The sequence below is a fragment of the Bacillus cereus group sp. TH152-1LC genome, assembly GCF_027710505.1.
GTDB lineage: Bacteria > Bacillota > Bacilli > Bacillales > Bacillaceae_G > Bacillus_A > Bacillus_A mobilis.
Window position 1 is genome coordinate 350634 of record NZ_JAQFNK010000004.1, and the last position, 13699, is coordinate 364332.

Below are 13699 nucleotides of genomic sequence, written 5' to 3' on the forward strand. Positions count from 1 at the left end.
ATACGCTATTTATTTTTGTTTCTATCCTTTTAAATAAAAAAATGGAACAAATCAAAACGATTTGTTCCATCTTTTTATTTATCGATCAACTGCACCATAAGTAATGCTTTCCCGACAACATTACCTTCATGATGTACTTCTACATCCACCTTACCAAATTTACGCCCAATTTCTAATACTTTCGGATGAACCGATACAACATTGTCAATTTGAACTGGCTTCACGAAATAAATTGTTAAGTTCTCAACAATTAAATCACTTTTCTTTTGCGCACGAATAACACGGTTCGTTGCTTCCGTCACAATCGTTGTGAATACACCGTAAGATAACGTTCCGATTGAATTGGTCATTTGCGGCGTCACTGAAAATTGATATAGATGTTCATTTTTTGCTTCTTTCGGTGTCATGAATTGATTCGTTACAATATCATCGATTGTTTCCCCGACTTGTGGTTGACGCTGAATCATTTGCAACGCCTGAAGTACATCTTGACGGCTAATAATACCTTGCAGTTTATTTCCTTCATCGACAACAGGAAGTAACTCAATACCTTCCCACACCATCATACGTGCCGCAGCCGCGACAGACATTTTTCCATTTACCGTAATTGGATGTTTTGTCATCACTTTATCAATTGGTGTTTCTTTCGCTACACCGATCATATCTTTTGAAGTTACAATACCTAATACCTTTTTGTTTTCATCAACAATTGGATATCTTCCGTGCATCGTCTCTTCGTTATACGCATGCCATTGCTGTACTGTATCACCTGGTTTTAAATATAGTGTCTCTTCAATTGGTGTTAAAATATCTTCAACGAGTACTATTTCTTTTTTAATAAGCTGATCGTAAATTGCACGGTTAATTAACGTCGCAACTGTAAATGTATCGTAACTACTTGAAATAATCGGCAGTTTTAATTCATCTGCCAATTTCTTCACATGATCTTCCGTATCAAATCCACCCGTAATCAATACCGCAGCTCCAGCTTCTAACGCTAATTGATGTGCGTTCGTACGATTACCGATAATCAGTAAGTTTCCTGCTTCTGTATAGCGCATCATCGCTTCTAATTTCATTGCCCCGATTACGAATTTATTTAACGTCTTATGTAGTCCTTCTCTGCCCCCAAGTACTTGACCATCGACAATGTTAACAACCTCAGCGTATGTCAGCTTTTCAATATTCTCTTTCTTCTTTTGTTCAATTCGAATTGTTCCGACACGTTCAATCGTACTAACATATCCTTTATTTTCTGCATCTTTAATTGCACGGTAAGCTGTCCCTTCACTTACACTCAAATCTTTCGCAATTTGCCTTACAGAAATTTTATGCCCTACTGGCAGGCTATTAATATGTTCTAAAATTTGGTTATGCTTGGTAGCCAAATGGTTTCACCATACTTTCTTTTCCCTAAATTCTTCATGTGTTGTATTTTCAGTATACTATATTTTCAAAACTGTTACACTCTCTCTTTGTATGTCTGTACTATTTTTTTTATAACAAAATACGCCTTACATTATACTACTTCTTCTATTACAACAATGTAATGGTATTGTCATCTCGTTCGATAGTTTGTCCAGCCGCTTCAATATACAATGAAGACAAGAAATGAAACAAAGGAGCGGATACATGATGAAAAAATTATTAGAAGTTGTAGGTGCTGTATTTTTAGCTTTCGTAGACGGGAAAAAAGTTGCAATGGAATTGAATGAAACACCTGAACAACCACTTCCAAAAAGAAAAGAATCACCAAAACAAGTACAAACTTTAAAAGCTGTCCTACACACGTAAAAAACCCTTCACTTGTCTTTTCAAATGAAGGGTTTCTTTTCTATAGTGTAATACTTTCTCCAGCCGCTAATACTTTCCCTGTACAATTTTGTAGCTTTTCTACAAATTGATGTGGATCTTGTTCAATTACTGGGAACGTATTGTAATGCATCGGTACAACAGTTTTCGCCTCAACCCATTTTGCTGCTAAAACAGCATCTTCTGGTCCCATTGTGAAATTATCACCAATTGGTAAAAATGCCAGATCAATGTTGTTCAGTTCCCCAATTAATTTCATATCAGAGAATAGAGCGGTATCTCCTGCATGGTACACAGTTTTCTCTTCTGCTGTAAATAAAATTCCTGCTGGCATACCTGTATATGTAATCGTCTTATTTTCTTCATCAATATAACTAGAACCGTGGAATGCTTGTGTAAACTTCACTTTTCCGAAGTCAAATTCATGCGAACCACCAATATGCATCGGATGTGTATTCACACCTTGCCAACTTAAAAAGGTCGCTAGTTCAAATGGTGCCACAACAACTGCATTATTTTTCTTCGCAAGCTCTACTGTATCGCCAACATGATCACCATGTCCATGCGATAAAAGAATCGCATCTACTTTAACATCTTCAGCCTTTAAATCTGTTGTAGGATTTCCAGTTAAAAATGGGTCAATTAAAATCACTTTTCCATTCGTTTCAATCTTTACAACTGAATGCCCGTGATAAGATACTTTCATTACTACATTCCTCCCCTATTCACATTCTCACTTTTTATTCTACATGATTTTTAAATTCCCTGTCTTTTCTAACATCTATTTACTTGTCATAACGCTTTCCTCCGATGTAAAGTTATATTTGTAATTAAATATCTCGGGGGTGCCAATCGATGAATGCTAGATTAGAAAATTTAATGCAATGGCTAAAAGAAAAAAACGTAGAAGCTGCGTTCTTAACTTCTACACCAAACGTTTTCTACATGACAAACTTCCACTGTGAACCACACGAAAGACTTCTTGGTATGTTTGTATTCCAAGAAAAAGAGCCTATTTTAATTTGTCCTAAAATGGAAGAAGGTCAAGCGCGTAACGCTGGCTGGGCACATGAAATTATCGGATTTACTGATACTGACAGACCATGGGATATGATTGCAAAAGCAATTAAAGACCGCGGCATCAATGCAAACGCAGTTGCAATTGAAAAAGAACATTTAAACGTAGAACGTTACGAAGAATTAACAAAACTATTCCCAAATGCAGCTTTCAAATCAGCTGAAGAAAAAGTTCGCGAACTTCGTTTAATTAAAGATGAAAAAGAACTTTCTATTTTACGTGAAGCAGCTAAAATGGCGGACTACGCTGTTGAAGTTGGTGTAAATGCAATTAAAGAAGATCGTAGCGAGCTAGAAGTACTAGCAATTATTGAACACGAATTAAAAACAAAAGGCATACATAAAATGTCATTTGATACGATGGTATTAGCAGGTGCAAATTCTGCTCTTCCACACGGTATTCCAGGTGCAAACAAAATGAAACGCGGCGATTTCGTACTATTTGATTTAGGTGTAATCATTGAAGGTTATTGCTCTGACATTACACGTACAGTAGCATTCGGTGAACTTTCTGAAGAACAAACTCGCATTTATAACACTGTACTTGCTGGACAACTACAAGCAGTTGAAGCATGTAAACCAGGTGTTACACTTGGCGCAATCGACAACGCTGCTCGCTCTGTGATTGCAGATGCAGGTTACGGCGACTTATTCCCGCACCGCCTTGGTCACGGACTTGGAATTAGCGTACACGAATATCCAGATGTAAAAGCTGGTAACGAGTCTCCATTAAAAGAAGGTATGGTCTTCACAATCGAACCAGGTATTTACGTACCAAACGTAGGTGGCGTTCGTATTGAAGATGATATTTACATCACAAAAGACGGATCAGAAATTTTAACGAAATTCCCGAAAGAATTACAATTTGTGAAATAAGAAAAAAGGCAGCGTGATTGCTGCCTTTTTCTATTTCCGTTTTAAAACCATCTTCTCTTCATACTTATCATCCCATTTAATCACAATTTCTATCGGTTCATCTTTAGAAAGAGGTGCACAACTTACGCAAGAAGACTTCATTTCAACCTTTGCTCCTTTATGAACTTCTGAAGTTTGTGTCATTGTGCTAAAGGCTCCATTAATAGCAACCTCTAAATTTTTAAATTCTGTATTGCCATCTCCGCCTTTATACTGAAACGTAAACATTCCATCTTCACTGTCATCCTGAATATGCCCTTTATATTGCCCCGTCCAACTTTTGCTCTCGCTAGAAAAAGTAACATACGAAAGTGAACAGCTTCCTAAAAAGAAAATACTAATCAAAAAGACTAATGCTCTCTTCATCATGCCCCTCCATTCAAAAGCATTTATTTATTGTCTATTTCTTCCTCTTATTATACTATTAAAATACAGAATTTTCTAAAATAGGAGGTTTATATGTTACAACAACAGTTAGAAGAAATTCGTAATAATAATTACATAATGGATAACACAATTAACATTGATTCTTTAAGTTCAAATATGCTTAAACACATAGGTGTTACTGATAGCTATTTAAGAGACAAACTTCTTTACTCTACTTTTTACCATCTCATCAAAAAGGACTACATTTCACACACACAATTACAGAAATTATTATTAGAAAGCATCAGCGCAAACTATTTATTTTATAACATTCATTCAGATGACGAAGATGCTGTATTTACCCGTGCATTTACGACATTATTAATGGCGCTCCTTATTGATGCGGATACAAAATATAATTTCTTATCACAGAATGATATTTTAACTGTAAAAGATCACTTAATTCTATATATGAACAATGAACATGATTTCCGTGGATATGTTCAAGACCACGGCTGGGCGCATAGTATCGCTCATGCTTCTGATACATTTGAAGCGCTTGTGAATAGTCCTAAACTGGAAACTTTATATTACGAAGAGATACTACAAACTTTATTAAACAAAGTTTGTGTTCACTCCATCTATTACAAATATGAAGAAGATGAACGTATCGTTTATCCGATTGTCACAATGCTACAAAGTGGTCTAAAGGAAGAAGTACTCATATTAGCCCTTCAGGATTTAGTAGCTCGATTACCCGTCCAAAAACAAACATTACATATTAAATCGTATGAGTACTTATACGGAAATATAAAATCCTTCTTACGCAGCTTATTTTTCAGACTACGCACACTGTCTATATGTGAAGAAACCGAATGCGAAATTGAAAAATTATTACAAGAGCTTCCAAAATATTATTAAAAAAAGAAGGCCACTTAAAAAGTGCCTTCTTCTATTTCACTAATATTTAATTGAAATTTCACGATCCAAACTGAGAAAAGGTGGACAAGAAGCGCAAACGCCATACATGCTCCGCTTAAAAAAGTTAGTATAGGATGCGAATACACGTGCCCTAATCCATAGGATATCGCCACGAAAAACATTGTTATGTAAATATAAATTGCTCCATGTATTTGCCTCATATAAACCTCCTTTTCCCATATTATAACATAAATTTTCTGATTATTCACATTAATAACTTGTGATCAATATTTCTCAACTGTTACACCTCTAACAGCTGCCTTAATATATGGTGCTCCTTGTAAACTTTGTAAATCCTCTGTTTTGCCTGTTACAACTACACCATATATTTGTAAGTCTTTCGGTTCGGTGTTTTTGATTTCATTATAGTTTGTCCTAAAATACTCTTGAAATCCCCCTTTATTTTCACTTAAAGATTTCATAGATCCAAGAAACCCCGCTGAGTTTCCTTTAATATCCTCGTACTCGTCTTCCTTCTTATCAGCATAACTACCCTCAAAACCAAAAATATTCATTGATACCTCTGCATTTAACACCGCTCCCGTTTCAGGTTCTGCTAGTCCGGTATACGTCTCTGCTTTCGTTTCATCATATGTATCTACCCAAAACCACACAGGTCGTATTCCTTCAGGAAGCATTTTCACTACTTCCTCCGCTGTATATGCCTTATCAAAAGATAGAGCTACCTCTGCGACTTTATTCTGCAATTCACTAATTCTCTCTAAATCGTTCACATAGTTTAAATACTTTACAAAAGGTAAATAAAACCGCATTTCTCTTTGCATTGTCTGTCTATTGTAATCTTGTCTTGTCTCAAATTCTGATTGTTTATTTATATTCTCTTCTTCTAAACCGGTATTTCCATTATCATTTTTTTGACTATAACCAAAGATTGAATACTCATAAATTTCATCAATCCATTTAACTGGTTGTCCTTGAATATTTTTATAGGAACTGTACATCATTGTACCGCTAGCTATTCCCATACTTAGTTTTGTATGTCCATTAAAAATAATATTAGGCCCTTGAACACTGTGTCGTAAATATACTCTCTGATCCATTTCTCGCTTATTCTTCTCGTTAAAATAAATTAACAAACTCATACTACCTATAATCAAGACCAATGTCACAACTACTGAAATCACGAGATTTCTCCAAAACTGCTTCCTCTTCGCCTTCTTCATCAAAACTTTCATCTGCTTATCATCCATATTCAAATCAAAGTCCTTCCGACTCATCTTTTCTCCTCCTATACAATTTTTTAAATTGATTTCTTGCACGGTACAAACTTGTTTTCACTGTTTCTTCTTTCATACTTAATAAAATGGCAATTTCCTTATAAGATAGTTCATATTCATATTTCAATAGTAAGATATGACGATAATCCTCCGTCATCGTCCCCAATGTTTCTTGTACCTCACCCTGTAATTCACTTGTTAAAAGCACTTCATCTAACGACTTTTGACCAATAAAAACGACAGATTCAATCGCAATGGGATTTAGTCTTTTTTCTTTCCTATGTAAATCTCGGTGCTGATTTATCGCAACTCTAAAGAGCCACGGTGTTAAATGCTCTAACGGTATTTCCTCCATAAGTAATAAAGCTTTGTACAACGTATCTTGCACAATATCCTCTGCTTCTTTTCTATCTGCTCCAATCTTAATTAAATATCCAAACACAGCTTTTGACTTCTCTATTAATAATGTTTCAAACGTATCATAGCTCATCCTGCTCTCCTTTCTATATACTCAACGTTTGAGAGCGTAAAATGTATACAGCTTTTCTATAATTTTTTTCAAAATAAAAAAGCACATCTATTTTGATGCGCTTCTCTCCAACATACTATTCTATTATTTCATCGCTTCCTTCACAACATCTTGAATCATAACAACTTCTGTTTTCATATCAACAGACTGTACTTCTTCATCAATACATTCATACCAAAACGCTAAGTGCTTTTTATCAATTTCATGATGAGAATTTTCGACAAGAGCGCCAGCTTCTCCTTGCACAGAATACCAATATAAGTACTCCTCTCCATCTCTTATTTCCCGGAAAATTGTCTCAACGTACATCTTTTCGTCGTTTAGTGTCAAAAGCACTTCTTTCATATTGTCATTAAGAAGCCGCATCCATTCATCTACACGATGACTTTTACCTTGTTTCACTTTAAATCTCGTTAACTCCACATTCATTTTTATTCCCCCGTTTTCTTCCGTACAAACAATCTATATTCTATTGGATTATGAAAACTTAATTTACTAGCTAATTTTTGCGAAGGAATATTATCTACATAACAATCCCAGCACGGTGTAATATCATTTTTTATGCAATATTCAATGAACCGCGTTGCAACAGCTTGGGCTAATCCTTTCCCTTGATATGCTTTATGCGTTGCAATATCAATTTCAGCAAATCCATTCCCGCTAAATATCGAAACACATTCAGCTACAATTATCCCATCTTGTTCTATACAAAATCCGAAACCACCGTTCAAAAACGCTTCTTTTGATCCCCAATATTCTTTATAGTACTCCTCTGTAAATTCATTACTTCGTTCTATATCACTTTTATCAATACGCTTCACTTCATATGTATTTTTATTTGCATCTTGTTTTTTCTCTTCAAAGATTTCTCTTTGGAATTTCATTCGTGGCATATTCCGAAGTACATTACTAAAACGCCCTTCAATCATTATTTCCCACTCTTCACTTGAAGCGAAGAGTGTAAATCTCTTCTCTGTTTTTTCAATAGCCATTTTTAAATACATCAATAAATCTCCATTATAATTTTGATCATCCGTATCACCAAATAAATAATAGATACCGTTAGCTGTACGAATGAATCCTGCTGTTAACTTCTCGTTGGCAAAAATCTCACCATCTATCATTTGGTCACATACCGCATAAGCAAACGTCGTCGTTGTTGTATTACTTTCTAAAATCGGAAGGATTTCTCTATACTCGGCTACAGATAATTTTTTCATAATTGCTCCACTTTAATCGTATCAGCTTCTATATTTTCAAAACAAAGATTTACTGTTCTCTTTAATGCTCTCGTTCTATGAATCGTGCATGCTGGAATTAAGATAGAATCATTTGGCTTTAAAACCGCTGTTTCTCCATCTTCAAAATCGATAAGTAATTCTCCCTCTAACACAATAAATAATTCATCCGAATTAGAATGGTAGTGCCAATCATATTCACCAGTAAATACGGCGATTCGTAAGCAATGACTGTTTACATTTGAAACGACGAAATTTTCATGTTGATCTTGAATGTCCTTTGTTAATTCTAATAGATTTACTTTCTCCACATTTATACACCCTTCTTCCGCGCTTTTTTTACACATAATTCTAAATTATCATAAATATCCACTGCTAACAGCAATTTTTTCATATAAAAAAGACCCTCCTCATAAAGGAAGGTCTCAAATGTATCTCTATTATGATAAAGCAGGAGCTTTTTCAAGAAGCTCTTTCGCATCAGCGTATTGTAAACCGTGAGCTTCTGCAACTGCTTCGAATGTTACATAACCATCTAATGTGTTAATACCTTTTAGTAATGCAGTATTGCCTAGGCAAGCATCTTTGTAGCCTTTGTTCGCAATTTGTACTGCATATGGTACTGTTACGTTTGTTAATGCAAGAGTTGATGTACGTGGAACCGCACCTGGCATATTAGCAACTGCATAATGAACAACGCCATGTTTTTCGTAAGTTGGGTTGTCGTGAGTTGTAATACGGTCAGTTGTTTCGAAAATACCACCTTGGTCAATCGCAATATCTACAACGACAGAACCTGGTTCCATTGATTGAATCATTTCTTCTGTTACAAGTTTTGGCGCTTTTGCACCTGGAATTAATACCGCACCAATCACAAGGTCAGATTCTTTTACAGCTTCCGCAATGTTGTATGGGTTAGACATTAACGTTTTTACTTGGTTACCGAAAATATCATCTAGTTGACGAAGACGTTCTGCACTTAAGTCGATGATTGTTACATCTGCACCTAAACCTACTGCAATCTTCGCTGCGTTTGTACCAGCTTGACCACCGCCGATAATTGTTACTTTGCCGCGTTTTACCCCTGGAACGCCTGCAAGTAAAATACCTTTACCGCCTTTGTTTTTCTCAAGGAATTGTGCACCGATTTGTGCAGACATACGACCAGCTACTTCACTCATAGGTGCAAGTAATGGTAAAGAACGATTGTCTAATTGCACTGTTTCGTATGCAATTGATACCACTTTGTTATCAATTAATGCTTTCGTTAATTCTGGTTCTGGAGCTAAGTGCAAGTATGTGAATAAAATTAAACCTTCGTGGAAATAACCATATTCACTTGCAACTGGCTCTTTTACCTTCATAACCATATCTTGATTCCATGCTTCTTCAGCAGTTTCAACAAGTTTCGCACCAGCTTGTACGTATTCTTCATCTGTAAAGCCTGATCCTATACCTGCTCCTTTTTGAACAAAAACTTCATGACCATTGTGTACTAAATGTACTGCTCCCGCTGGCGTCATTGCCACGCGATTTTCATTGTTTTTAATTTCTGTTGGAATACCGATACGCATTATTAGTTCCCCCTTGAGTTATGAAATGACCCCTGAATCATTTTTTAAAGCGCTTTCTACGCTCTTATATTTTAACATAATATCTCAATATTTGACAAAAAATAATACCAGTTTTCCGATAGATTTAATTTTACATTAAAGGACAGTATTATCCGCACCTCTCAGCGTACAGGATAAACTGTCCAATTATTCGAAACTTCACTTTATTTCGCTCTATCGATGTCTATGAATAACATCTACCGCACCAGTTACTTCAATAATTGTACCGGTAATCATATCGGAATCGTCCTCACATAAAAACGAAATCGTTCTTGCGATATCTTCACCTGTTCCAGATCTACCAATTGGTGTGTTTTGTTCTTTCAACTGACGTGCTTCTTGAATTGTCGCTTCTTTCATTTCACCAATAATATCACCAGGACATACCATGTTTGCAGTGATACCATATTCTGCTTCTTCGTAAGCAACTGTTTTCGTTAATGAAACAAGTCCTACTTTCGCTGCTGCAAAAGCTGAACGATAAATCCAGCCCGGTGCGCTATCTGCTCCTTGGAATCCGTAATTAATAATACGGCCAAAGTTTTGCTTTCTCATAACAGGAACGACAAGTTTCAACAAATGAAACACCGCTGTTAAATTACCCTGAATCATCTCATTCCATTCGTCTTCTTCATAATCGACTAACTTTTTCCGTTCAAATACATATGGACCAGCATTATTAATTAGAAAGTCAATTTTGCCAAAACGGCTTATCGCTGCTTCTACTATTTTATGTAAATCTTCCTTTTTCGTGACATCCGCTTGCACGAATTGTAGACGCTCTTCCATATTTTTATATGTTTCTTTCATCGCTTCCATAGCCGCTATATCGCTATGATATGTTACTGTGACTGAATCCCCTTTAGCCAATAGCTTTTCTGTTACTTGCTTTCCTAAACCTTTCGTACCGGCTGTAATGAGCGCGTGTCTCACAAACATGCCTCCTTTTAAATTGCTATACTTCATATGTAACAAGTTCTTGCACCAATTACAACTAAAATGAATTGAAACAGAGTTTTCAAAATTCTGTAACGTTTCGGACAAGCACATTACCAAAATTTGTTTTATAATAAAGTTGTAAACGGTAATAAAAATGATTGGGAGGAATTTACTATGAATAATACATATACAAATATTTTAATCGCGGTGGACGGTTCTAAAGAAGCAGAAAAAGCCTTTAAAAAAGCAATTCAAGTCGCAAAACGAAACGATGCAACATTAACAATTGCTCATATCGTTGATGTAAAAGCATACTCAGCAGTAGAGGCTTATAGCCGCGCAATTGCTGAACGTGCAAATCTATTTGCAGAAGACTTATTAGAAGACTACAAAAAAACTGCGCTTGAAGCTGGCCTTGAAAAAATTGAAACTGTATTAGAATTTGGTAATCCTAAATCTAAAATTTCAAAAGAAATCGCTCCAAACCATAAAGTAGATTTAATTATGTGTGGTGCAACTGGTTTAAATGCTGTTGAGCGTTTCCTAATTGGTAGCGTCTCTGAACATATTATTCGCTATGCGAAATGCGATGTCCTTGTTGTTCGTGGTGATGAGGAGCAAGGTGATCTTTAATTTATTAATAAAACACTAAGTCCATATGTTTTACTGAAGAATAAGGGAAATGAAGCTTGAGGCTCGAATGAACGATAAATACATGTTGTTAAACAATGATAAGAAAATAAAAAAGGAGTGGGTAATCCACTCCTTTTTTTCACGACATGCCTTTCTTCATAGGAATAAATCTTCTCTGTTTTTTCTCTACTCTTACATGGATTTTAAAATCCTCATTTTTCAATTGACTATTTAATAAAGTTTAAACTGTATTCTACTTAATTCTTTGAGCGATTGGATGATTCTCTTTTAGTTGTAACAAATCCCATAAATTCCCGTACAAATCCTTAAATACTGCAACTATTCCATATTCTTGCTCTTTCGGCTCCCTCACAAATTCTATTCCTCTTGAAATCATTTCATTATAATCTCTCCAAAAATCGTCAGTATTTAAGAAAAGAAAAACTCTGCCGCCTGACTGGTTACCGATAAAGGAATCTTGTTCCGGTTTAGATGCTCTAGCCAGTAATATTGTGGTGCCGACTGAACCAGGAGGAGATACCACTACCCATCTTTTGTTTTGCTCTGGCTGATATATATCTTGGACTAATGTGAAATTTAGTTTCTTTGTATAGAACTCTATTGCCTCATCGTAGTCTTTTACTACTAATGCGATATGAACTATTGATTGAACCATTATTATCCCTCCTATTATTACTAAATAAGAAAATTATAGTATAACATTTCTTGCTTTAATCTATCTATTAGCTTAATATTACAAGCTCTTGTTTTTCTTCATTTCACATACTTCACTATAAACACAAGACAAACAATCACTACAACAGCTACTGCCAGCACATATGGCGGTAAGAACTTCAAAGACCATAATGCCATCATAATCGTCGCAACCGTCAAATACGTTTGCTTTGCATCTTCTGTCATTTTTTTACGAAGCAAGAACACATACAAATAACCGATTGGCGGCGTGATAAAGCACAGAACATATATGATTTTAGATTTTAAATACCATTTTTGTTCTCCAAGTTTCTGTATATCTTCTTCTATTCTCTTATGCTCTTGTTCTCTCGCTTCTTCTACAAGCGAATCTTCCTCTTCTCCTCGTTTTCCTTTCATATAAGGAAGAAAGTGCATGAAAAAATAATATGCAAATACGAACGCTCCAAATCCAATATCTAATCTTTCTAATGGAATATGCTCACTAAAAAAAACAGCAATAAGTACTAAAGAAAAACAGTACGTCGTCATCCAAAAGGAACGTTTTCTCTTTTTCCGTTCCATTTCTTTTTTATTTTGTACATGTTTTCTTTTCGAAAGCCATATTGAAATACAGCAATCTACTACAAATAGAATAAAAATAAATATCCCAATGTGTACTGTTTCTACATCCTTAAATGAAAAGATATTTGGGAATGCACCGTGTAATACGATTAGCGTGTACAAAATTAACCCAACAAAATAAATACGTCTCATTTTCCATTCCTTTCTTATTTCCTAACTTTAGGTTAACATACATTTTTTAGAAATAGACGGACAAAATATATATGTTAAAAAAGGAGGATGCTACATGAATGATTCTGAACGTATTATTTTAGATGTGAACGGGAAAGAGCTCGAAATGTTAGATACAATCCGTACACATTTCAAAGAAAGACATGGTGTGGAACTAAGTAATGGTGCATTACTACGAGATTTGATGGATATTGAGTTTATTCGAATTACGGAAGATCGACATAAATATGATTAATTTTAGGCGGTGGAGAAGATTTCTCCACCACTTTTTTGAAAGACAAGAAAATAAATCAATAGGACGAGATAGGCATAAGAAATCCTAGCTATGACTATTTTATTGTTTATTTCCCTACATATGTAGTATATACTGTGTTATGCATCAAACTAAGTAAGAGAACAATTGTTGCAAAATATAATGCAAATGCATAACCAAGAAAGATAATGTTCCTTAACAAACATTTTCATTTCTTCATATTATATGCACGAATAAAAGGTGGTTTATAATTTCAATGTTCGAAAGTATGTATTGGCCCATGGGTCTTTCTATTATGTTTTTAATACTGTTTTTCATGGGTAAGAAAAAAGATACTGCCCTATTATTTTTCTCAGTTTATTTTGGTTCTATGTTAATCGAAAGTTTTTTTGTCACTCAAGGATCTAAAGATACATGGATATATATCGTTTGGCAAATTTGTTATATTGTACCGCTGATCGGACTTACTATTTATATAATTAAGGATATTAGGAAACTTATAAAAGAACGAAAATTGAGGAAAACAAACCAACAATAATTTAGATTCTATAAAAACAAAAAAAGGTACGCTTTCCTCTACTAAGGTTAGCGTACCT

The 13699-nt window shown here is 35.0% G+C and carries 18 protein-coding genes; 5 read left to right on the plus strand and 13 right to left on the minus strand.

Going from position 1 to position 13699, the window contains the following annotated elements:
* Nucleotides 1-74: 74 nt before the first annotated feature.
* Nucleotides 75-1388: a CBS domain-containing protein gene (locus PDL00_RS13885; protein WP_061677030.1), complete on the minus strand. Its 1314-nt coding sequence runs from the start codon at nt 1386-1388 to the stop codon at nt 75-77.
* 244 nt (nt 1389-1632) lie between these two features.
* On the opposite strand from PDL00_RS13885, the gene PDL00_RS13890 reads away from it, so the two are divergent.
* Nucleotides 1633-1794, plus strand: coding sequence for a hypothetical protein (locus PDL00_RS13890; protein WP_000976299.1), 162 nt, complete (start codon nt 1633-1635; stop codon nt 1792-1794).
* Between the two features lie 40 nt (nt 1795-1834).
* On the opposite strand, the gene PDL00_RS13895 is transcribed toward PDL00_RS13890, so the two are convergent.
* Nucleotides 1835-2518 carry a metal-dependent hydrolase gene (locus tag PDL00_RS13895; RefSeq protein ID WP_242250875.1) on the minus strand — a complete coding sequence of 228 codons (684 nt, stop codon included), beginning with the start codon at nt 2516-2518 and terminating at the stop codon, nt 1835-1837.
* A gap of 149 nt (nt 2519-2667) precedes the next feature.
* On the opposite strand from PDL00_RS13895, the gene pepQ reads away from it, so the two are divergent.
* Entirely contained in the window at nt 2668-3765 is a 1098-nt protein-coding gene (pepQ, locus tag PDL00_RS13900; protein WP_270729601.1) for a Xaa-Pro dipeptidase, read from the plus strand.
* Nucleotides 3766-3795: 30 nt separating this feature from the next.
* Here pepQ and PDL00_RS13905 read toward each other — a convergent pair whose 3' ends face one another.
* Nucleotides 3796-4170 (minus strand): hypothetical protein, encoded by a 375-nt coding sequence (locus tag PDL00_RS13905; RefSeq protein WP_270729603.1) that lies wholly within the window; start codon nt 4168-4170, stop codon nt 3796-3798.
* 93 nt (nt 4171-4263) lie between these two features.
* Between PDL00_RS13905 and PDL00_RS13910 the strand changes: the two genes are divergently transcribed.
* On the plus strand, nt 4264-5091 hold the full coding sequence (locus PDL00_RS13910) for a DUF2785 domain-containing protein (protein ID WP_270729605.1): 828 nt from the start codon (nt 4264-4266) through the stop codon (nt 5089-5091).
* Nucleotides 5092-5105: 14 nt separating this feature from the next.
* Here PDL00_RS13910 and PDL00_RS13915 read toward each other — a convergent pair whose 3' ends face one another.
* From PDL00_RS13915 to PDL00_RS13950, 8 genes are all read right to left on the minus strand, one after another.
* Nucleotides 5106-5312 carry a hypothetical protein gene (locus tag PDL00_RS13915; protein ID WP_001248905.1) on the minus strand — a complete coding sequence of 69 codons (207 nt, stop codon included), beginning with the start codon at nt 5310-5312 and terminating at the stop codon, nt 5106-5108.
* Nucleotides 5313-5375: 63 nt separating this feature from the next.
* A complete protein-coding gene (locus PDL00_RS13920) occupies nt 5376-6389 on the minus strand; it encodes an anti-sigma factor (protein ID WP_242250878.1) in 1014 nt (337 codons plus the stop codon).
* On the minus strand, nt 6370-6879 hold the full coding sequence (locus PDL00_RS13925; RefSeq protein WP_270729607.1) for an RNA polymerase sigma factor: 510 nt from the start codon (nt 6877-6879) through the stop codon (nt 6370-6372). Before PDL00_RS13925 ends, PDL00_RS13920 begins: the two co-directional genes overlap by 20 nt.
* 123 nt (nt 6880-7002) lie before the next feature.
* A complete protein-coding gene (locus PDL00_RS13930; RefSeq protein ID WP_242250880.1) occupies nt 7003-7347 on the minus strand; it encodes a DUF6176 family protein in 345 nt (114 codons plus the stop codon).
* A 2-nt stretch (nt 7348-7349) separates the two neighbouring features.
* Complete coding sequence (locus PDL00_RS13935; RefSeq protein WP_270729609.1) at nt 7350-8138, minus strand: GNAT family N-acetyltransferase; 789 nt, start codon at nt 8136-8138, stop codon at nt 7350-7352.
* The gene (locus tag PDL00_RS13940) at nt 8135-8467 is read right to left on the minus strand and encodes a cupin domain-containing protein (protein WP_270729611.1); all 333 of its coding nucleotides are present in this window, start codon (nt 8465-8467) and stop codon (nt 8135-8137) included. Before PDL00_RS13940 ends, PDL00_RS13935 begins: the two co-directional genes overlap by 4 nt.
* A gap of 129 nt (nt 8468-8596) precedes the next feature.
* A complete protein-coding gene (ald, locus tag PDL00_RS13945) occupies nt 8597-9730 on the minus strand; it encodes an alanine dehydrogenase (protein ID WP_061677019.1) in 1134 nt (377 codons plus the stop codon).
* A 213-nt stretch (nt 9731-9943) separates the two neighbouring features.
* Nucleotides 9944-10735 carry an SDR family oxidoreductase gene (locus PDL00_RS13950; RefSeq protein WP_270729685.1) on the minus strand — a complete coding sequence of 264 codons (792 nt, stop codon included), beginning with the start codon at nt 10733-10735 and terminating at the stop codon, nt 9944-9946.
* A gap of 147 nt (nt 10736-10882) precedes the next feature.
* On the opposite strand from PDL00_RS13950, the gene PDL00_RS13955 reads away from it, so the two are divergent.
* Nucleotides 10883-11341, plus strand: coding sequence for a universal stress protein (locus tag PDL00_RS13955; RefSeq protein WP_063260721.1), 459 nt, complete (start codon nt 10883-10885; stop codon nt 11339-11341).
* A 253-nt stretch (nt 11342-11594) separates the two neighbouring features.
* Here the strand turns inward: PDL00_RS13955 and PDL00_RS13960 are convergent, their stop codons facing one another.
* Together PDL00_RS13960 and PDL00_RS13965 are read right to left on the minus strand one after the other, a co-directional pair.
* Nucleotides 11595-12017, minus strand: coding sequence for a VOC family protein (locus PDL00_RS13960; protein WP_270729614.1), 423 nt, complete (start codon nt 12015-12017; stop codon nt 11595-11597).
* Between the two features lie 98 nt (nt 12018-12115).
* Nucleotides 12116-12811: a hypothetical protein gene (locus tag PDL00_RS13965; protein ID WP_270729615.1), complete on the minus strand. Its 696-nt coding sequence runs from the start codon at nt 12809-12811 to the stop codon at nt 12116-12118.
* 94 nt (nt 12812-12905) lie between these two features.
* Here PDL00_RS13965 and PDL00_RS13970 point away from each other — a divergent pair, with 94 nt between their 5' ends.
* Nucleotides 12906-13085 carry a ProA domain protein gene (locus tag PDL00_RS13970; protein ID WP_242250886.1) on the plus strand — a complete coding sequence of 60 codons (180 nt, stop codon included), beginning with the start codon at nt 12906-12908 and terminating at the stop codon, nt 13083-13085.
* Nucleotides 13086-13699 lie beyond the last annotated feature (614 nt).